A 19383-nucleotide genomic window follows, 5' to 3' on the forward strand; every position below is an offset into this window, starting at 1 on the left:
CCAGCCCAGGATCGAGGAAGGCAGCGTGAGAATTCGTGGACAGATCGGTGACTGGCCCGTGGACTTGACCATCGAGCTGGCGCCTGAGGAGTGGGCGCAGCTTGGGCGTCGGCTGGAGGCGCCAGTCGTGGTCGAGGCCGTTCAGGCCAGCGCAGGCCCGGCACCGCGCCAGGATGACGGGCAGTGGCTCGCCGCACGCGAGGTGTTGCGCCAGGCGAGGCAGATGAGTGGGCCGGAGTTGCTGGAGCGCCTGGAAGGGCTGGCCGGCAGTGTCGCGGCGGGCAAGCGATTGCTGGTGCGCTTGCGCCACAGCAGTGAGGTGAAGGTGGAAAGTGGCGCGGATGCGCCGGTGTATCACTGGGTGGGGTGAGCCCGGTGTTGCTGCCATTCGCCAGCAAGGCTGGCTCCTACGACGGTCCGGTGTGCCTGTAGGAGCCAGCCTTGCTGGCGAACAGCGGTCTATCTCAGAACATCGCCGCCGACAGCTTGCGACGGTACACGCCGACCAGCGGATGCTCGTTGCCGAGCAATTCGAACACCTGCAGCAACGCTTTCTGCGGCAAGCCATTCTCATAACCGCGATTGCGCTGGAACAGCTTCAGCAGCCCGTCCAGCGCCGCTTCATATTGCTGGCGCGCCAGTTGCTGGATGCACAGCTGGTAGGCCGCCTCATCGTCCTGCGGGTTCTGCGCCAGGCGGGTCTTGAGCTCGGCGGCCTCCGGCAGGCTGGCGGCCTGGCGCAGGAAGGTCAGCTGGGCCTTGGCACCGGCCAGGGCGGCCTTGTGCTCGTCGGTCTTGACCGCGTCGAGCACCACTTGCGCCTCGCCCAGCTCGCCCCGTTCAGCCAGGCAACGGGCGTAGAGAATCAGTGCCTCGGCGTTGCTGTTGTCTTCTCCCAGCAGCACCTGCAGCAGGGCTTCGGCCTCGCTGAAGCGGCTTTCGGCAAACAGCGCCTTGGCCTGCTCCAGCGGCGCGGCGGTCGGCGGCGCGGGCATCTGCACATGGGGTTCGAGCATGGCGCGGATGGCCGATTCGGGCTGGGCGCCGGCAAAGCCGTCGACCGGCTGGCCGTCCTTGAACAGCACCACGGTCGGCAGGCTGCGGATACCGAACTGGGCCACTACCTGCTGCTCGACGTCGCAGTTGATCTTGGCCAGCAGCAGCTCGCCCTGATAGCCCTCGGTGATCTTCGCCAGCAGCGGCATCAGCGCCTTGCACGGCGCGCACCACTCGGCCCAGAAGTCCACCAACACGGGCTTGTGGAAGGAGTTCTCGATGACCAGCTGCTGGAAGGTGGCATCTGTGGCATCGAAGATGTACGGCAGGCTTGTGTTAACAGGAGCTTGGCTCATCGTGACTCTCGCAAACGTGAATGCCCCACTATAAAGGCTCGCGGCTGGCATGGTACAGGCTGACCCGGCGGAATTCGTGCGGCTCGGCCAGGTCCGGCAGGGTCAGCGCTTCGAGCACGCCCAGTGAGCGGTATAGCGGGTGGCTGAAGTCGCGCACCCGCGAGTCGGCCACCAGTGCCTGGCGGCCGCGGCTGAGGAAGGCGTCCAGCAGCGGCAGGTTGGCACGGTCGTAGAGCACGTCGGCGACCAGGATCAGGTCGAAGCGGTCGGTCTCGGCGAAGAAGTCGCTGCTGTAGCCCAGCTCGACCTGGTTCAGCGCGGCGTTGGCGCGGCAGGCGTCGAGGGCCAGCGGGTCGAGGTCGCAGGCCACTACTTCCAGGGCGCCGGCCCGGGCGGCGGCTATGCCGGCAATGCCGGAGCCCGCGCCGAAGTCCAGCACGCGCTTGCCCCGCACCCACTCCGGGTGTTCAGCCAGGTAACGGGCCATGGCCAGGCCGCTGGCCCAACAGAAACTCCAGTAGGGCGGCTCTTCCAGGATGCGTCGGGTTTCTTCGCTGCTGAAGGCACGGTCCATGTTCTGGTCGTCGATCAGCCAGAGTTTCAGGGCGCAGCCGGGCAGCTCGCTGACCACTAGGCGCGCTTCGCCGATCAGGCTGCTCAGGGCCTGTTGCAGGGCTTGTGGGGCCATCCTACGGGGCCTTTTCGAAACGCAGCGGGCCGGTGGCCTGGGTGTCGGCCTGGGCAATGCGCACGGGCGGCAGGTGCAGGATCAGCTGGCCCGACTGGCTGGCGCGGCCGCGCAACTCGACCCGGCCACCGGCGGGGAACACTTCTGGGTTGAAGCGCAGGTGATAGGGCAGGGCCTGGCCGGTGCCGGTCAGGGTGCTGCTGGCGAGCAGTTGCTGCGGGCGGCCGCGCTCGTCGATGACCAGCAGGGCCAGTTCCACGTCGGCGCCGGCCGGGATTTCCAGCAGGGTGCCGCTCAGCTCACGCTGGTAGGCCGGCAGCGGGCCCAGTGGTTGGGCTTTCTTGGCCACTTTGGCCGGCGCGGGCGCGGGGGCTTGCTCGGACTTGGGCCGGTCGCTGCCGCAGGCGGCGAGCAGGGCGGCGCAGCACAGCACGATGAGTGCGCGATGATGCATGGGGGAGTCCTTCACGGGCAGATTTGCATGGATGGTAAACCCTTTGGCTTGTCTTGCCAGTGCAATGCGCTACCATGGCCCTCCCTTTTTTTGTTGCCTGCCACCATGCACTGTCCGTTTTGCGGTGCCAACGACACCAAGGTCATCGACTCGCGCCTCGTCGCCGAGGGCGAGCAAGTGCGCCGCCGCCGCGAGTGCGTCGCCTGCGGCGAGCGCTTCACCACCTTCGAGACCGCCGAGCTGGTCCTGCCCCGGCTGATCAAGCAGGACGGCACGCGCCAGCCCTTCGACGAAGACAAGCTGCGCGCCGGCATGCAGCGGGCGCTGGAGAAGCGCCCGGTGAGCATCGAGCGCCTGGAAGCAGCGCTGGCGCACATCAAGAGCCGGCTGCGCGCCACCGGCGAGCGCGAGGTGAAGTCGCTGGTGGTGGGTGAAATGGTGATGGCCGAGCTGCGCAAGCTCGACGAAGTCGCCTACATCCGTTTCGCCTCGGTCTACCGGCGTTTCCAGGACCTCGACGAATTCCGCGAAGAAATCGACCGCCTGGCCCGCGAGCCGGCTAAAGAGTAAGCATGTCCAGCCAAGCCATCCTCGACGCCCACTACATGGCCCGGGCCGTGGAACTGGCCCGCAAGGGCCTCTACACGACCCACCCCAACCCACGCGTCGGTTGCGTGATCGTGCGCGATGGCGAGGTGGTCGGCGAAGGCTGGCATGTGCGCGCCGGCGAGCCCCACGCCGAGGTGCATGCCCTGCGCCAGGCCGGTGAGCGTACCCGTGGCGCCTGTGCCTATGTCACCCTCGAGCCGTGCAGCCACCACGGCCGCACGCCGCCGTGCGCCGAGGCGCTGGTCAGGGCGGGTGTGGCGCGAGTGGTGGCCGCCATGCAGGACCCCAACCCGCAAGTGGCCGGCAATGGCCTGCGGCGCCTGCGCGAGGCCGGCATCGAGGTTGCCAGCGGCGTGCTCGAAGCCGAGGCGCGGGCGCTGAACCCCGGCTTCCTCAAGCGCATGGAACATGGCCTGCCGTTCGTCCGCGCCAAGCTGGCCATGAGCCTGGACGGCCGCACCGCCATGGCCAGTGGCGAGAGCCAGTGGATCACCGGCCCCGCCGCCCGCGCCGCGGTGCAGCGCCTGCGCGCCCGCTCCAGCGTGGTGCTGACCAGCGCCCAGAGCGTCTTGCAGGACAACGCCCGGATGACGGTGCGTGGCGAGGAGCTTGGGCTGGACAGCGAGCTCACCGCCCTGGCCCTGTCGCGCCCGCCGCTGCGGGTGCTGGTCGACGGGCGCCTGCGCCTGCCGCTGGGCGCGCCGTTCTTCCAGGCCGGCCCCTCGCTGGTGGTCACCGCCGCGGGCGACGACCCGCGCTACGCCGCCGCCGGCCATGAACTGCTCAACCTGCCGGGCGACGGAGGCCAGGTCGACCTGCCCGCGCTGTTGCGTTGCCTGGCCGAACGCGGCGTCAACGAGATCCTGCTGGAGGCCGGCGCCGGGCTGGTCGGTGCTTTCGCCCGCCAGGGCCTGGTCGACGAGTTCCAGCTGTTCGTCGCCGGCACCTTCCTCGGCTCCGAGGCCCGCCCGTTGCTGGATTGGCCCTTGTCGAAAATGAGCGAGGCGCCACGGCTGAAAATCACCGAAATGCGCGCGGTCGGCGATGACTGGCGAGTCACTGCCATCCCCTTGCCGGCCCCCGGCGTATAATGCCTGGCCTGCCCCGCGCAGCCCGTATCTAGGAGAACACCATGTTCACCGGCATCATCGAATCCATCGGCACCATCCGCAGCATGACCCCCAAGGGCGGTGACGTGCGCGTCTACGTGGAAACCGGCAAGCTCGACCTGGGCGACGTCAAGCTGGGCGACAGCATCGCCGTCAACGGCGTGTGCCTGACCGCCGTCGAACTGCCCGGCGACGGCTTCTGGGCCGACGTCAGCGTCGAAACGCTGAAACGCACCGCCATGGTCGACCTCAAGAGCGGCAGCCGGGTCAACCTGGAAAAGGCCCTCACGCCCACCACCCGCCTCGGTGGCCACCTGGTCAGCGGCCACGTCGACGGTGTCGGCGAGATCGTCTCGCGCGCCGATAACGCCCGCGCCATCCAGTTCCGCGTGCGCGCCCCGAAAGAGCTGGCCAAGTACATCGCCCACAAGGGCTCGATCACCGTCGACGGCACCAGCCTGACGGTCAACGAAGTCGATGGCGCCGAGTTCGAGCTGACCATCGTCCCGCACACCCTGTCCGAAACCATCATGGCCGACTACCGCGCAGGGCGTCGGGTGAACCTTGAGGTCGACCTGCTGGCCCGTTACCTGGAGCGTCTGCTGCTGGGCGACAAGGCCGCCGAACCGAGCAAGGGCAGTGGCATCACCGAAAGCTTCCTGGCCGCCAACGGCTTCTTGAAATCCTGATTGAGAAGGGGGTGCCGCGTGGCGCTCAACAGCATCGAAGAACTGGTCGAAGACATCCGCCAGGGCAAAATGGTCATCCTCATGGATGACGAAGACCGCGAGAACGAAGGCGACATCATCATGGCGGCCGAGTGCTGCCTGCCCGAGCACATCAACTTCATGGCCAAGCACGCCCGTGGCCTGATCTGCATGCCGATGACCCGCGAGCGCTGCGAAACGCTCAAGCTGCCGCTGATGGCGCCGCGCAACGGTTCCGGCTTCGGCACCAAGTTCACCGTGTCGATCGAGGCCGCTGAAGGCGTTACCACCGGCATCTCTGCCGCCGACCGCGCCCGCACCGTGCAGGCCGCCGCCGCCAAGGACGCCAAGGCCGAGGACATCGTCAGCCCTGGCCATATCTTCCCGCTGATGGCCCAACCGGGCGGCACCCTTGCCCGCGCCGGCCACACCGAGGCCGCCTGCGACCTGGCACGCATGGCCGGTTTCGAGCCCAGCGGCGTGATCTGCGAAGTGATGAACGACGACGGCACCATGTCGCGCCGCGCCGAGCTGGAAGTGTTCGCCGCCGAGCACAACCTCAAGATCGGCACCATTGCCGACCTGATCCACTATCGCATGATCCACGAGCGCACCGTGCAGCGCGTCTCCGAGCAGCCGCTGGACAGTGAGCTGGGCCAGTTCAACCTGGTCACCTACCGCGATGCGGTGGAAGGCGACGTGCACATGGCCCTGACGCTGGGCAAGATCTGCGCCGACGAACCGACACTGGTACGTGTGCACAACATGGACCCGCTGCGCGACCTGCTGATGGTCAAGCAACCGGGCCGCTGGAGCCTGCGCGCCGCCATGGCCGCCGTGGCCGAGGCCGGCAGCGGCGTGGTGCTGCTGCTGGGCCACCCGCTGGACGGCGACGTGCTGCTGGCGCACATCCGCGAGAGCGCGGGCGACGCACAGCCCAAGGCACCGACCACCTACAGCACCGTCGGTGCCGGTTCGCAGATCCTGCGCGACCTCGGTGTGCGCAAGATGCGCCTGATGAGTTCGCCAATGAAGTTCAATGCGATATCCGGATTCGATCTGGAAGTTGTAGAATACGTGCCCTCCGAGTGACTTGAGGCGGCCTGATCGCCCCTAGACTCGAGTCAAAACCCTCCCGAGGCCGCCACTGCGCGGCCTCGCTCTTGAAGATGAGAACTCCGGAATGACCCTGAAGACCATCGAAGGTACCTTCATCGCCCCCAAAGGTCGCTATGCTTTGGTGGTTGGCCGCTTCAACAGCTTCGTCGTCGAAAGCCTGGTTAGCGGCGCAGTCGATGCCCTGGTACGCCATGGCGTCAGCGAAAGCGACATCACCATCATCCGTGCCCCGGGCGCGTTCGAAATCCCGCTGGTGGCGCAGAAAGTCGCCCAGCAAGGCGCTTACGACGCGATCATCGCCCTGGGCGCAGTGATCCGTGGCGGTACCCCGCACTTCGAATACGTGGCGGGCGAGTGCACCAAGGGCCTGGCCCAGGTGTCCATGGAGTTCGGTGTTCCGGTGGCCTTCGGCGTACTGACCGTCGACTCCATCGAGCAAGCCATCGAGCGTTCTGGCACCAAGGCTGGCAACAAAGGTGCCGAAGCGGCCCTGTCCGCCCTTGAAATGGTCAGCCTGCTGGCGCAGTTGGAGGCCAAGTGATTAGCGACGAAAGCGATCGTTTCAACCCGCGCGATCCAAAACCTGCGGATGCCGGCAAGCCCTCGAAGAGCGCCAAGCGTCGCGAAGCCCGCAAGCTCGCCACGCAAGCCCTCTACCAGTGGCACATGGCCAAGCACTCGCTGAACGAAGTGGAAGCGCAGTTCCGGGTCGATAACGATTTCTCCGATGTTGACGGCGCCTACTTCCGCGAGATCCTGCACGGGGTTCCGGCGAAGAAGGTCGAAATCGACGAGGCACTGAAGCCCTGCCTGGATACGCCACTGGAAGAACTCGACCCGGTCGAGCTGTCCGTGCTGCGCCTGTCCGCCTGGGAGTTCATGATGCGCGCCGACGTGCCGTACCGCGTGGTGATCAACGAAGGTGTGGAACTGGCGAAAGTCTTTGGCGCCACCGACGGGCACAAGTTCGTCAACGGCGTGCTGGACAAGCTGGCTCCGCGTCTGCGTGAAGCGGAAGTCCGGGCGAACAAGCGCTGATCGCGGCGCTGTCGAGCCATGGGTGAGTTCGAGCTGATCAGCCACTACTTCGCCGCCGCGCCCTGTGCGCAGGGCGGTGAGGGCGTGGCTCTGGGTATCGGCGACGACTGCGCCCTGCTGGACCTTCCCGCTGGCGAACAGCTGGCGGTTTCCACCGACACGCTCGTGGCCGGTGTGCATTTCCCCGCAATCTGCGACCCGCTGCTGCTCGGCCAGCGCTCGCTTGCCGTGGCGGCCAGCGACCTGGCGGCCATGGGCGCCACACCCATCGGCTTCACCCTCGCCCTCACGCTGCCCGAAGTCGGCCCCGACTGGCTCGCGGCCTATGCCGACGGCCTTGGTCGCATGGCCCAGCGTTGCAGTATGGCGCTGATCGGTGGCGACACCACCCGTGGGCCGTTGAGCATCACCGTGACCGTGTTCGGCCGTGTGCCGGCAGGCCAGGCGCTGCGCCGCAGTGGCGCCCGGCCGGGTGATCTGTTGTGCGTCGGTGGTTTTCTGGGTAACGCGGCAGGTGCCTTGCCGCTGGTGCTGGGCGAGCGCGAGGCGGCCGCCGATGTGGCCGCGCCGCTGCTGGCGCATTACTGGTCGCCGCTGCCGCAACTGCAGCTGGGCGAGCGCCTGCGTGGCCTGGCCACGGCGGCACTGGACATCTCCGACGGGTTGCTGGCCGATTGCGGGCATATCGCCAAGGCGTCCGGCGTGGCGCTGGAGGTGAACCTGGCGCAGGTTCCCGTGTCTGCTCCCTTGCAGGCGTTTCTTGGCCGTGATGCGGCAGTGCACGCGGCACTCACCGGTGGCGACGACTACGTGCTGGCGTTCACCCTGCCGGAATGCGCGCTTTCATCCCTGGCCGACCAGGTGCACGTCATCGGCCGTGTGCTGGAAGGCCAGGGCGTGACCCTGCGCGACCCGCAGGGCCAGGACATCACCCCCGTGCAACGGGGCTATCAACATTTCAGGGAGTCACCGTGACCGACCACCCCAACCAGGTGCCTGCGGAGTTCGTTCCGCCTTCGGTCTGGCGCAACCCGTGGCACTTCATCGCGTTCGGCTTCGGCTCCGGCACCCTGCCCAAGGCCCCGGGTACCTGGGGCTCGCTGGTGGCGTTGCCGTTCATCCCGCTGTGGCAGATGCTGCCCGACTGGGGCTACTGGCTGCTGCTGGGCATCAGCATGCTGTTCGGCGTGTGGCTGTGCGGCAAGGTGGCCAACGACTTGCGCGTCCACGACCACGAAGGCATTGTCTGGGACGAGATCGTCGGCATGTGGATCACCCTGTGGCTGGTGCCGGAGGGCTGGCAATGGCTGCTGGCGGGGTTCCTGATGTTCCGCTTCTTCGACATCCTCAAGCCGTGGCCGATCCGCTGGATCGACCGCCATGTGCATGGCGGCTTCGGGATCATGCTCGACGATATCCTGGCCGGCGTGTTCGCCTGGCTGGGCATGCAGGTGCTGGTGTGGGCGGTGGCCTGAAACAGGGAGCGTTGTGATGGGGTTCAGGACGGTATTGCTGGCAGTGATGCTGCTTGTCGCGGGTTCCGGCGCCATGGCCCGGGAGGCGCCGACGCAGGTGCGCCTGGTCAGCGAGGAATGGCTCGACTACACCAACAAGGACGGCACCGGGCTGGCCTGGGACGTGATGCGCAAGGTGTTTGAGCCGGCTGGCGTCAAGCTCAAGCCGCAGAGCGCGCCGTACAGCCGTGCGGTGGGCTTGGTCAAGCGTGGCGAGGCGGATGCTTGGGTGGGCTCCTACAAGGAGGAGAACCCCAACAACCTCTACCCGCGCTGGCATTTCGACATGGACCATATCTACGCCCTGGGCCTGGCCAGCAAGCCGGCCCCCACCCTGGACAACATCGGCCAGTTCCGCCTGGCCTGGGTGCGGGGCTACGACTACGGTAGTTACTTGCCTAATGCCAAGAACTTCCGCGAGATCCAACGCCGTGAGGGTATCCTGCCGATGCTCGAGCATGACCGGGTGGATTTCTACATCGATGCCGAGACCGAGGTGAACTACGTGCTCGGCCAGGCGCCCGACCCCAAGCAGTTCAAGCTCACCCATGTGGCCGAGTTGCCGTTGTACCTGGCATTCGCCGACAGCGAACAGGGCAAGGCCCTGCGCGACCTGTTCGACCGACGCATGGAGGTGCTGGTGCGCAATGGCGAGCTGAAACCGATCTTCGAGCGCTGGAAGCAGCCGTATCCGTTCACCAACGACAGCCAGCCTCATTAGTGTCACAAGATTGGACGCCGACCCTGTAGGAGCCGGCTTGCCGGCGAACACCGGCGTAGCCGGTGCCCTTCACCACGTTGCCTGGTTCGCCGGCAAAGCCGGCTCCTACAGGCGGTCCTCAACCCTGAAAACAGCGGTACGAGGGTTAATGGCGCCTCTACAAGCATCGAACTTTTCGATCTTAAGCCGCGATATTCAGCCTGCGCACCTGCGCCGGGCTGCTGATACAATCGGCCGATCTGAATATTCCTACTTTCCAGGAGCACAACGTGCCCGTCGTCTTTGTCGCCGCCTCCAAACTCCCGACTCCCTTTGCGATCTTCACCATGCATGGCTTCCTCGATGAAGCCACCGGCCGTGAGCATGTGGTGCTCAGCCTGGGTGACATCGCGGACGGCGAGCCGGTGCTGGGGCGCCTGCACTCCGAGTGCCTGACTGGCGATGCCCTGTTCAGCCAGCGCTGCGACTGCGGCTCGCAATTGGAGGCCGCGCTGCAAGCCATCGCTCGTGAGGGCCGTGGCGTGCTGCTGTACCTGCGCCAGGAAGGCCGTGGCATCGGCTTGCTGAACAAAATCCGCGCCTACGAACTGCAGGACGGCGGCGCCGACACCGTCGAGGCCAACGAGCGCCTGGGCTTCGCCGCCGACCAACGCGACTACGCCATGTGCCTGCCCATGCTCGAGCACCTGGGCGTGAAGTCGCTGCGCCTGATGACCAACAACCCGCGCAAGGTCAAGGCATTGACCGACATGAGCATCAAGGTCGCCGAACGCGTGCCGCTGCACACCGGCCACAACCCGCACAACCGCCTGTACCTGGCCACCAAGGCCGACAAGCTTGGCCACATGATGGGCAACAAGCACCAAGGCGAGGTGCCCCAGGCGTGACCCGCGGCGAGGTGAAGCGCCGGCTGGCCTTGGCCTGGTGGCAGTACCTGGCCGTGGGCCTGGTGCCGTTGCCGGTGATGGCCTGGGCGTTCGGCGGTGGCGAACCGCTGATCCCGGTGTTGGCGATGCCGTTGTTCATCGCCGGGGCCGCGACCATGTTCCTCAGCCTGCCACGTTTCGGCGCTTACAAACGGGCACTGATCGCCACCGACAAGCAACTGGGCACACCGGAAGAACCCGGTGCCTGGATCGAGCTGGCCAGGGTGCGGCGCCTGGCCATGTTGTTCGCCTGTTTCCCGGCCTGGGTGGCGGCGCTGTCGGTACTGGTGGGGCTTGAGGCGGTGCCGCAGATCCTGCTGGCACTGTCCACTGTGGTGATCTTGTACCTCTACCGCATTCCGCGTCAGTTGGGCTGATGCGGGCACTGCTGGCCGGTGTTGCGCTGCTGTGCTTCGGCACCTTGGCCGAGGCGGCGCCGCGCGTGATCAGCTTGGCGCCGTCGATGACCGAGATCGTGCTCGAGCTGCAGGCCGGTGACCTGCTGGTCGGCGTGCTCGATGGCGGCGAACGTCCGCAGGCACTGGCCCGTCTTCCTTCCGTCGGCCGCCATGGCCAGCTCGACATGGAGCGTCTGCTCAGCCTCAAACCCGATCTGCTGCTGCTCTGGCCCGGGAGCGTGGCACCGGCCCAGCGCGACCAGCTCAGGCGCCTGGGCATCGCCACGTTCAGCGGCGAGCCCGGCGACCTTGACCAGTTGATCGACCAAATCGACAGCATCGCCCAGCGCCTCGGACGTGACGAGCAAGGCCGTGTCTATGCCGCTAGCCTGCGTGAGCGGCTGGATGCGCTACGGGAACGCTACCGGCGTGAAACACCGCTGCGGGTGTTCTATCAGGTCTGGGACAAGCCGCTGTACACCCTGGGAGGGCATCAGGTGGTCAGTGATGCCTTGCGTGTCTGCGGGGCGCACAATGTGTTCGATGACCTGACCCAGCCCGCGCCGCAAGTCAGCGTGGAGTCGGTACTGTTGCGCGATCCCGAGGTGATCCTGGCGGGTGATCCGGCGCAGTTGGCCAGCTGGCGCCACTGGCCGCAGCTGAGCGCCGTGAAGGGTGAGCGCTTGCTGGTGGTGCCGGACAAGGGGCTTGAGCGGCCCAGCGGGCAGATGATCGAAGCCACCGCCCGCTTGTGCGCGTTGCTCGAGGCTAGAGCGCCGGTGTCCAGGTGACGCTCAGCAGCCAGGTGCGGCCTTCCTCGCGATAGCCGTACTGGCTGCCATCGAAGCTGTACAGGGCGCGGCTGTAAGCCTTGCCCAGCAGGTTGTCGAGCTTCAGTTCCAGGCGAACCTCGTCGGTTGCCGCCCAGCCCCCGCGCAACCCAAGCAGGCCATAGCCGCCCAGCGCATTGCGATTGGCCTCGTCATCGTAACTACCGCTCACCGCCTGCCAACTGCCCCCCACGCTGAAGCGTTCGAACTGTCGATCCAGGTCCAGGCTCAAGGTTCGTCGGGCGCGGCGGGCGAGGGTGTGCCCGGTGTCTCGGTCGCGTGGGTCGATCAGGGCCAGGCCCAGTTGGCTGCGCCATTCGCCCCACTGCTGCTCCAGGCCCAGCTCGAAGCCGTTGATCCGGGCTGATGCCACGTTGCGGGGGATGGAGCCTGCGCCGAAGATGATCGCGTCACGCAGGTCGGTGCGGTAAAGCGAAGCCTCCAGGCGACTTTCTTTGCTCAGTTGGCTGCGCCATTGCAGCTCGTAGCTTTTCGAGCGCTCGGGGTCGAGGTTCGGGTTGCTGTACTGCGGGTAATAGAGGTCGTTGAACGTCGGTGCACGGAAGCCTTCGCTGTAGGACAGCAGCACATCATTGTCGGTATTGACCGGGAGCGTGAGACTGCCGCTCCAAGTGGTTTGGCCGCCGAACTGCTGGTTCTGGTCGCGACGCACGCCCAGTTCGGTGGAGAAGTGTTCACCGGCAAATCGATGCTGGATGAACACCGCGCGGTTGAAGCGGCTGTCCTCGGTGAAATCGGTGCTGGCATGGACGCGATCCTGGTACCAGTCGGCACCCACCAGCAGGTTGTTGCGCTCATCCACGACAAAATCGTTCTGCCAGGTCGCCTGGTCGCGATAGGTGTTGAACACGAAGCGCTCGTCACTGAGCTTGTCGCGTTTGTCGTCGCGGTTCTCGCTATGGCCCAGCTCCAGGCGCGAGTGCCAGGCATCGGTGAGCTGGGCATCGAAGTAGGTGCCCAGGCTACTGACCGCGAAATCGGTGTAGGGCTTCTGGCCAACGCTCTGGAAGGTGGCCATGTCGAAGCGGCCGAATGGGTTGTCGTACTCGCTGCGCCCGTGACTGTCGAGCAGGTTCAGGCCTGCCTCGAAACGCTCATTGAAGGTGTGGCTCAGGCTGAGGTTGAGCGCGCGGTTGCGATAGGCGTCATGGTCGCTATCGCTGGCATATGACGGCCCGGTGGAGTCGATGCCGGCCGTTTCGTCCAGGCTGGCGCCGAGGTTGAAGCGCGTTGCGCCATTGCCACCGGACAGGCCCAGGCTGCGCTGCCAGGTCTGGTTGCTGCCGGCCGCCAGGCGCAGGCGCGGCTGCAGGCCCTGGCTGCTGCCACGGCGGGTGAAGATCTGGATCACCCCGCCGATGGCGTCGCTGCCGTACACCGCCGAGCGCGAGCCGCGCAGCACTTCCACCCGCTCGATCTGGTCGATGTCGAGGAATTGCAGGCCGCTGTCGCCGGACGTGGCGTTGGCGATGCGCACGCCGTCGACCAGCACCAGGGTCTGGGCGGCCTTGGTGCCGCGCACGAAGATGCCCGGCAGGCTGCCGCGACCACCCGTTGGCGCGGCCTGAACACCAGGCACCCGGGTGAGCAGGTCGGTGACGCTGGACGGTTGCAGGCGGTCGATGTCGCTGCGGGTGAAGACCGTGTTGGCGGCGCTGGTGGCGCTGCGCGACTCGACCTGGCGGCTGGCGCTGATCAGTACGTCGGGGAGCTTGAGGGCATCGTCACGGGTGGGTTCGGCGGCCAGGGCGGCGGCGGGGAGGCAGAGCAGGGTGGTGAGGGTTGGAATCTTCATGGGCGACTAAAGTTGTTCGCCGGCAAGCCGGCTCCTACGGGAGATCGCCTGTAGGAGCCGGCTTGCCGGCGAAAGGGCCTAAAGGCCGAGCTTGGTCATGCGGGCCTTGACCGAGGCTTCGATCCCGGCCGCGTCCAACCCACACTCGGCCAGCATCTGCGCAGGCTTGGCATGCTCGACATAGATATCCGGCAGGCCCAGGTGCAGCAGCGGCTTGACCACGCCCTCGCGGGCCAGGAACTCGCCCACGGCAGCGCCTGCGCCGCCCATGATGGCGTTCTCCTCGATGGTCACCAGCAGTTCGTGGTTGGCGGCCATCTCCAGCACCAGCGCCTCGTCCAGCGGTTTGACGAAGCGCATGTCGACCACGGTGGCGTCGATCTGCTCGGCTACTTGCAGGGCCTCGGTCAGCTGCACGCCGAACACCAGCAAGGCGACCTTGCTGCCCTGGCGGCGGACCACGCCCTTGCCGATTTCCAACGGCTCCAGGTCACCACTGATCGGCGCATTCGGGCCAGTGCCGCGTGGGTAGCGCACGGCGGCCGGGCCTTTGTAGTGGTGGCCGGTGCTGAGCATCTTGCGCAGTTCGTTCTCGTCGCTCGGGGTCATCACCAGCATGCCGGGGATGCAGCGCAGGTACGACAGGTCGTAGGCGCCGGCATGGGTCGGGCCATCCTCGCCGACCAGGCCGGCGCGGTCGATGGCGAACAGCACGTCGAGGTCCTGCACCGCCACGTCGTGGATCAGCTGGTCGTAGGCGCGCTGCAGGAAGGTGGAGTAGATCGCCACCACCGGCTTGGCGCCCTCGCAGGCCATGCCCGCGGCAAAGGTGACCGCATGCTGCTCGGCGATGGCGACGTCGAAGTAGCGCTCGGGGTAGCGTTCGCTGAAGTCGACGAGGTCCGAGCCTTCCTTCATCGCCGGGGTGATACCCACCAGGCGGTTGTCGGCGGCGGCCATGTCGCACAGCCACTGGCCGAATACGGCGGAGTACTTCGGGCCGCTCGGTTTTTTCGGCGCGACCGGCTTGTCGGCCGGCTCCAGCTTGGTGATGGCGTGGTAGCCGATCGGGTCGACCTCGGCCGGGGCGAAACCCTTGCCTTTCTTGGTGACCACATGCAGGAACTGCGGGCCCTTGAGGTCACGCATGTTGCGCAAGGTGGCAATCAGCGTGGGCAGGTCGTGGCCGTCGATCGGGCCGATGTAGTTCCAGCCCAGCTCTTCGAACAGGGTGCCGGGCACCAGCATGCCCTTGGCGTATTCTTCGGTGCGGCGGGCAATCTCCCAGGCGCCGGGCAGGCGCGACAGCACTTTCTTGCTGCCTTCGCGCATGCTCGCGTAGGTGCGGCTGGAGAGGATCTTGGCCAGGTAGTTCGACAGGCCGCCGACGTTGCGCGAGATCGACATGTCGTTGTCGTTGAGGATGACCAGCATGTTGGCATCCACTTCCTGCGCATGGTTCAGCGCCTCGAAGGCCATGCCGGCGGTCAGCGCGCCGTCGCCGATCACCGCGATCGACTTGCGCGGGTCGTTCTGCAGGCGGGCGGCGATGGCCATCCCCAGGGCGGCGCTGATCGAGGTGCTGGAATGGCCGACACCGAAGGTGTCGTACTCGCTCTCGCTGCGCCGCGGGAAGGCGGCGATGCCGTCCTTCTGGCGCAGGCTGAGCATACGGTCACGGCGGCCTGTCAGGATTTTGTGCGGGTAGGCCTGGTGGCCGACGTCCCACACCAGCCGGTCATCCGGGGTGTCGAAGACGTAGTGCAGGGCGATCGTCAGCTCGATGACGCCCAGGCCCGCACCGAAATGCCCACCGGTCTGCCCCACGGTATAGAGCAGGTCCTGGCGCAGCTCGTCGGCCAGGGTCTCCAGGTCGGCTTCGGCCAGGCGGCGCAGGCCGGCGGGCGTGTCGGCGCGGTCCAGCAACGGCGTGACCGGGCGTTCGCGGGGGATCTCTTGAAACGTCGTGGGCATCAGGCGTGTCGTTATAGGTGTGAAGACGCGGCAGTTTACCCCATTGTGGGAAAAGCTGCCCATTCGGACGGGTGTGCAGAAAGCTCAATGCGACACGGATCCTGTAGGAGCGGCCTTGTGCCGCGAAAGGGCTGCGTAGCGGCCCCAGGATTTCAGCGTTGACGCAAAGATTGCCGGGGCCGCTTTGCGGCCCTTTCGCGGCACGAGGCCGCTCCTACAGGGTGTCTCTCAGGCCTTAGTGGCGGCGTTCGACGATGTAGCGGGCCAGGGCCCGCAGCGGCTCGGCGTTCTCGCCAAGGCCTTGCAGCGCCGCCAGCGCCTGGTCGCGCAGTTCCAGGGCGTAGGCCTTGGCCGCTTCCAGCCCCAGCAGCGCCGGGTAGGTCGGCTTGTCGCGGGCGATGTCGGCGCCCTGGCGCTTGCCCAGGGTGGCGGTGTCGCTCTCCACGTCGAGGATGTCGTCCTGCACCTGGAAGGCCAGGCCGACGGCCTGTGCATAAACCTGCAGGGCATCGAGTTGGGCCGGCTCGGCGCGGGCGCTGGCCAGGGCACCAAGGCGCACGCTGGCTTCGATCAGCGCGCCGGTCTTGTGCCGGTGCATGTATTCCAGGGCCTGTTGGTCGAGCTTGACGCCCACCGAACCCAGGTCGATGGCCTGGCCGCCGACCATGCCGGCGGGGCCGGCGGCCTTGGCCAGGGCCTGGACCATTTGCAGGCGGATACCGTCGGCCAGCGCGCTCAGGCGCGGGTCGAGCAGGGCGCTGAAGGCCAGGCTCTGCAGGCCGTCGCCGGCAAGGATGGCGCACGCCTCGTCGAAGGCCTTGTGGGTGGTCGGCTGGCCACGGCGCAGGTCATCGTCGTCCATCGCCGGCAGGTCGTCGTGGACCAGCGAATAGGCGTGGATCAGTTCCACCGCGCAGGCGGCGCCGTTGGCCTGTTCGGCCGGGGCGCCCAGCGCTTCGCAGGCGGCGTAGGCGAGCAGCGGACGCACACGTTTGCCGCCGTTCATCACGCTGTAGCGCATGGCGGCATAAAGGCGTTCGAGTTCTTTCGAGGGGGCCTGGAACAACGGTTCCAGGGCGGCATCGACCCGCGCCTGGGCGCTTTGCTGGTACTGGGCGATCATGCCTCGGGCTCCGCGTCGAACGGCTGGGCGGCCAGTTCACCGTCGCGCTCCAGCAGGATCTGCACCTTCTGCTCGGCCTGGGCCAGGGCGCCCTGGCAATCGCGGGTCAGGGCGATGCCTTGCTCGAAGGCGGCCAGCGACTCTTCCAGCGACAACTCGCCGTTCTCCAGGCGCTCGACCAGGGCTTGCAGGTCGGCGAGGGACTGTTCGAAATCGATGGAGGCTTTTTTGCGGGCCATGGCGACGGTCTCGGTGGTATTCAGAACGGCGCGACACTAGCAGAGCGGGGCAGGGGGAGCAAATTGCCCGGGCCTATCGTTCGTCGCATTTTGTTGCACTTGTCTGCGGCGAACCATCTTGCATTCTGTGCGATAGCCGCATTGTGAGGGTGCAGGCCCTCTGCCATAATCCGCGCGCTCTGGCCTGCGGGCCAGCAGCCCTCCCTTCCTGATGTCACGTAACGGACTACGTTGTGAGCTTCCTTTCGATCGAATTCGGCCTCTGTTTCACGCTGTTCTTCATGCTTTATTGGTGCCTGTGCTGGAGCGTGCGGTTGCAGAACCTGCTGCTGCTGGCGGCGAGTTATGGCCTGGTGGCGAGTTTCAGCCTGCAATCGCTGTACATCCTGCTGGGCTACAGCACGCTGGTGTACCTGCTCGGATTGTTGGCGGGGCGCCACCCCGGGCGCTGGTTCAACGGCGTTCTGCTGCTGACCCTGGTGCTGGGATGTTTCTACCTGTTCAAGTACCAGGAGTTCTTCGTCGGCGGTATCCAGGCCGCGCTGGCCAGTGCCGGGCTTGAGGTATCGCTGCCGCTGCTGGAAGTGCTGGTGCCGATCGGCCTGTCGTTCTATGCGTTCCATTCGGTCAGCTACTTGGTGTCGATCAGCCGCCGCGAGCTGGCGCCCGCCGCACCGCTGGACCTGGCCCTGTACCTGGCGTTCTTCCCCAGCCTGGTGGCCGGCCCGGTCAACCGCGCCCTGCACATGCTGTCGCAGATCCGCCCGCAGGCCATGCGCCAGGTGCTGGAGCCACAGCGTGCCCTGGGGCTGATCGCCATGGCGGTGGTCAAGCTGTTCTTCCTCAGTGCGTGGCTGGGCAGCGAGTGGGTCGATCCGGTGTTCGACACGCCCGGCAGCGCCACGCCCGAGCAGGTGCTGCTGAGCGTCTATGGCTACAGCTTCCTGATCTATTTCAACTTCAGCGGCTACACCAACCTGGTGACCGGTATCGCGCTGTTGCTGGGTTTCCGCCTGCCGGACAACTTCGACGCGCCCTATGCCGCGCACAACCTCAAGGAGTTCTGGGGGCGCTGGCACATCAGCCTGTCGCGCTTCATCCGTGACTACGTCTACATCCCGCTGGGCGGCAACCGCAAAGGCGTGTGGCGCGGCAACCTGAACATGCTGCTGGCGATGCTGGTGTCCGGCCTGTGGCATGGGGCGAGCGTGAACTTCATCATCTGGGGCGCGCTGCATGGCGTGGGCCTGGCTATCTCCAAGCTGTTCAATCAATTGCTGCCGGGCTTCGAGCGTTTGCCCGGCGCCGGGTTGCTGGCACGCTTGATGACCTTCCACTACGTGGCGTTCGCCTGGATCTTCTTCCGCAGCCCGACGTTGGACGGCGCGGTCGAGATGCTCGGTGACATTGCCCAGCTCAGCCTGGCAGGCCTGAACAGCGCCACCGGCGTGATGCTGTTGGCCTGCGTGCTGTTCGTGGCCAGTTACCCATTGTTGCTGGCGCTGTTGCGCCAGAGCGGGACTGCGTTCCAGCGCTTGCCGTGGCAGCTGTACCCGATCCCGCTCGGGGTTGGTGTGTCGCTGGTGATTTTTGCTTCGCAGTCGGGCGTGCCGGGGTTCATTTATGCAAGCTTCTGATAGCCGTCAGTTGTTCCAGGTACAGATGGGCGCCGCTCGCGCGCTGTATGCGATCGTGGTCACCACCGCGCTGTTGTTCTGGCTGAACCAGGATTCGATCAAGCTCTATTGCCAGCAGAAGTACCACGAGAGTTGCGAGATCCCGCTGCTGGGGCAGATGCCGGCCTGGCGTTTCGGGGCTCAGTTGACCCTGGCGCTGGAAGAGCAACGTGACCGCCTGATCGAACAGTGGCAGCCGCTCGAGCAGGTGGCCGAGGCGCCCGCTGCCGAGGTGTTGCCTGAATCGGTGCCGGTAGTGACCGTCAATCTGGAAACCCCGGCGGCCTTGGCCAAGCCATTGCCGCCCGCAGTCGCCCACCCGCCCGTGCACAACGCACCCGCGCCAGTGCATGCCCCGGCACCGGTCCCGGTCGCGCAGCCGGTGGTTGCCGCGGTCGCACCTGTACCGACCGTGCTGCAACCGGGCAAGGTCGCGGCCCTGGCCGCAGGCGACGATGTGTTCCTGGTGGGGGATTCGCTGATGCAGGGCGTGGCGCCGCACCTGGCCAACACCCTGCGCAAGCGCTACCAGATTCGCACCGTCAACCTCAGCAAGCAGAGCACCGGGCTGGCCTATCCAGGCTTCTTCAACTGGCCCAAGACTGTGGCCGAAACCCTCGACCACGAGCCGAACATCCGCCTGATGGTGGTGTTCCTCGGCCCCAACGACCCCTGGGACATGCCCCAGGGCAAGGGCAAGCCGTTCCTGCGCTTCAAGTCGCCGGAGTGGGAAGTCGCCTACCGCGCCCGTATCGACGCGATCCTCGAGCAAGCCCGCGCGCACAACGTGCAGGTGCTGTGGGTCGGCCCGCCTAATATGGAGAAGGCGCGGCTGTCCACGGCCATGAATTACCTCAGCGGGCTGTACCAGGAACAGACTGCGCTGTTCGGCCAGCACTATGTCTCGGCCAACCCGATCCTCGGCTATACCGACGATGCTTTCTCGTACACGGTGCGGACTTCGGAGGGCAAGCGGGTCAAGGTGCGGGTCGACGACGGCATTCATTTCACCATCACAGGCCAGAAGATGATCGCCGAACAGGTGTTGTCGCTGATCAGCTTCCCGGGCCTGACCGTTACAGGACATTGA

At 66.4% G+C, this 19383-nt stretch carries 22 protein-coding genes; 15 read left to right on the forward strand and 7 right to left on the reverse strand.

Annotated features, from left to right (window positions below; all coding sequences use genetic code 11):
- Positions 1–25 precede the first annotated feature (25 nt).
- A complete protein-coding gene (locus tag NGM28_RS21420) occupies positions 26–370 on the forward strand; it encodes a hypothetical protein (protein ID WP_252091333.1) in 345 nt (114 codons plus the stop codon).
- Positions 371–464: 94 nt separating this feature from the next.
- Here the strand turns inward: NGM28_RS21420 and trxA are convergent, their stop codons facing one another.
- Genes trxA through NGM28_RS21435 form a run of 3 tightly spaced genes read right to left on the reverse strand, consistent with a single transcriptional unit; the run spans position 465 to position 2494 of the window.
- A complete protein-coding gene (gene trxA / locus NGM28_RS21425; RefSeq protein WP_240066511.1) occupies positions 465–1352 on the reverse strand; it encodes a thioredoxin in 888 nt (295 codons plus the stop codon).
- Between the two features lie 28 nt (positions 1353–1380).
- Positions 1381–2040: a class I SAM-dependent methyltransferase gene (locus NGM28_RS21430; RefSeq protein ID WP_252091334.1), complete on the reverse strand. Its 660-nt coding sequence runs from the start codon at positions 2038–2040 to the stop codon at positions 1381–1383.
- 1 nt (position 2041) lies between these two features.
- Complete coding sequence (locus tag NGM28_RS21435; RefSeq protein WP_240066509.1) at positions 2042–2494, reverse strand: hypothetical protein; 453 nt, start codon at positions 2492–2494, stop codon at positions 2042–2044.
- Between the two features lie 105 nt (positions 2495–2599).
- Between NGM28_RS21435 and nrdR the strand changes: the two genes are divergently transcribed.
- From nrdR to NGM28_RS21495, 12 genes are all read left to right on the forward strand, one after another.
- A complete protein-coding gene (nrdR, locus tag NGM28_RS21440) occupies positions 2600–3064 on the forward strand; it encodes a transcriptional regulator NrdR (protein ID WP_011531964.1) in 465 nt (154 codons plus the stop codon).
- A 2-nt stretch (positions 3065–3066) separates the two neighbouring features.
- Positions 3067–4194 (forward strand): bifunctional diaminohydroxyphosphoribosylaminopyrimidine deaminase/5-amino-6-(5-phosphoribosylamino)uracil reductase RibD, encoded by a 1128-nt coding sequence (gene ribD, locus NGM28_RS21445; RefSeq protein WP_252091335.1) that lies wholly within the window; start codon positions 3067–3069, stop codon positions 4192–4194.
- A gap of 41 nt (positions 4195–4235) precedes the next feature.
- Complete coding sequence (locus tag NGM28_RS21450; protein ID WP_011531966.1) at positions 4236–4901, forward strand: riboflavin synthase; 666 nt, start codon at positions 4236–4238, stop codon at positions 4899–4901.
- Between the two features lie 18 nt (positions 4902–4919).
- Positions 4920–6011, forward strand: coding sequence for a bifunctional 3,4-dihydroxy-2-butanone-4-phosphate synthase/GTP cyclohydrolase II (gene ribBA, locus NGM28_RS21455; protein ID WP_011531967.1), 1092 nt, complete (start codon positions 4920–4922; stop codon positions 6009–6011).
- 91 nt (positions 6012–6102) lie between these two features.
- Positions 6103–6579 (forward strand): 6,7-dimethyl-8-ribityllumazine synthase, encoded by a 477-nt coding sequence (gene ribH / locus NGM28_RS21460; RefSeq protein WP_003255395.1) that lies wholly within the window; start codon positions 6103–6105, stop codon positions 6577–6579.
- A complete protein-coding gene (gene nusB, locus NGM28_RS21465) occupies positions 6576–7076 on the forward strand; it encodes a transcription antitermination factor NusB (RefSeq protein WP_011531968.1) in 501 nt (166 codons plus the stop codon). The genes ribH and nusB overlap by 4 nt, the downstream gene beginning before the upstream one ends.
- An 18-nt stretch (positions 7077–7094) precedes the next feature.
- Positions 7095–8051: a thiamine-phosphate kinase gene (gene thiL, locus NGM28_RS21470; protein WP_252091336.1), complete on the forward strand. Its 957-nt coding sequence runs from the start codon at positions 7095–7097 to the stop codon at positions 8049–8051.
- Positions 8048–8551, forward strand: a complete 504-nt coding sequence (locus NGM28_RS21475) for a phosphatidylglycerophosphatase A family protein (RefSeq protein WP_011531970.1) — start codon at positions 8048–8050, stop codon at positions 8549–8551. Before thiL ends, NGM28_RS21475 begins: the two co-directional genes overlap by 4 nt.
- A 16-nt stretch (positions 8552–8567) precedes the next feature.
- Entirely contained in the window at positions 8568–9311 is a 744-nt protein-coding gene (locus NGM28_RS21480) for a substrate-binding periplasmic protein (RefSeq protein ID WP_240066505.1), read from the forward strand.
- A 269-nt stretch (positions 9312–9580) separates the two neighbouring features.
- The gene (ribA, locus tag NGM28_RS21485; RefSeq protein WP_011531972.1) at positions 9581–10198 is read left to right on the forward strand and encodes a GTP cyclohydrolase II; all 618 of its coding nucleotides are present in this window, start codon (positions 9581–9583) and stop codon (positions 10196–10198) included.
- Positions 10195–10614 carry an MFS transporter gene (locus tag NGM28_RS21490; protein ID WP_240066504.1) on the forward strand — a complete coding sequence of 140 codons (420 nt, stop codon included), beginning with the start codon at positions 10195–10197 and terminating at the stop codon, positions 10612–10614. The genes ribA and NGM28_RS21490 overlap by 4 nt, the downstream gene beginning before the upstream one ends.
- Positions 10614–11426 carry a cobalamin-binding protein gene (locus NGM28_RS21495; RefSeq protein WP_252091337.1) on the forward strand — a complete coding sequence of 271 codons (813 nt, stop codon included), beginning with the start codon at positions 10614–10616 and terminating at the stop codon, positions 11424–11426. The genes NGM28_RS21490 and NGM28_RS21495 overlap by 1 nt, the downstream gene beginning before the upstream one ends.
- On the opposite strand, the gene NGM28_RS21500 is transcribed toward NGM28_RS21495, so the two are convergent.
- From NGM28_RS21500 to NGM28_RS21515, 4 genes are all read right to left on the reverse strand, one after another.
- The gene (locus NGM28_RS21500; RefSeq protein ID WP_252091338.1) at positions 11404–13281 is read right to left on the reverse strand and encodes a TonB-dependent receptor domain-containing protein; all 1878 of its coding nucleotides are present in this window, start codon (positions 13279–13281) and stop codon (positions 11404–11406) included. The two genes, NGM28_RS21495 and NGM28_RS21500, sit on opposite strands and share 23 nt — an antisense overlap.
- Positions 13282–13359: 78 nt before the next feature.
- A complete protein-coding gene (dxs, locus tag NGM28_RS21505; RefSeq protein ID WP_252091339.1) occupies positions 13360–15255 on the reverse strand; it encodes a 1-deoxy-D-xylulose-5-phosphate synthase in 1896 nt (631 codons plus the stop codon).
- A 235-nt stretch (positions 15256–15490) separates the two neighbouring features.
- Positions 15491–16378 carry a (2E,6E)-farnesyl diphosphate synthase gene (ispA, locus tag NGM28_RS21510; RefSeq protein ID WP_240066500.1) on the reverse strand — a complete coding sequence of 296 codons (888 nt, stop codon included), beginning with the start codon at positions 16376–16378 and terminating at the stop codon, positions 15491–15493.
- Positions 16375–16617 (reverse strand): exodeoxyribonuclease VII small subunit, encoded by a 243-nt coding sequence (locus NGM28_RS21515; protein WP_011531978.1) that lies wholly within the window; start codon positions 16615–16617, stop codon positions 16375–16377. Before NGM28_RS21515 ends, ispA begins: the two co-directional genes overlap by 4 nt.
- Positions 16618–16850: 233 nt before the next feature.
- On the opposite strand from NGM28_RS21515, the gene NGM28_RS21520 reads away from it, so the two are divergent.
- Both NGM28_RS21520 and NGM28_RS21525 read left to right on the forward strand, forming a co-directional pair.
- Entirely contained in the window at positions 16851–18254 is a 1404-nt protein-coding gene (locus NGM28_RS21520; protein WP_252091340.1) for an MBOAT family O-acyltransferase, read from the forward strand.
- Positions 18241–19383, forward strand: coding sequence for an SGNH/GDSL hydrolase family protein (locus NGM28_RS21525; protein WP_252091341.1), 1143 nt, complete (start codon positions 18241–18243; stop codon positions 19381–19383). Before NGM28_RS21520 ends, NGM28_RS21525 begins: the two co-directional genes overlap by 14 nt.

The sequence above is a fragment of the Pseudomonas sp. MWU13-3659 genome (genome assembly GCF_023757525.1).
GTDB classification, from domain to species: domain Bacteria; phylum Pseudomonadota; class Gammaproteobacteria; order Pseudomonadales; family Pseudomonadaceae; genus Aquipseudomonas; species Aquipseudomonas entomophila_E.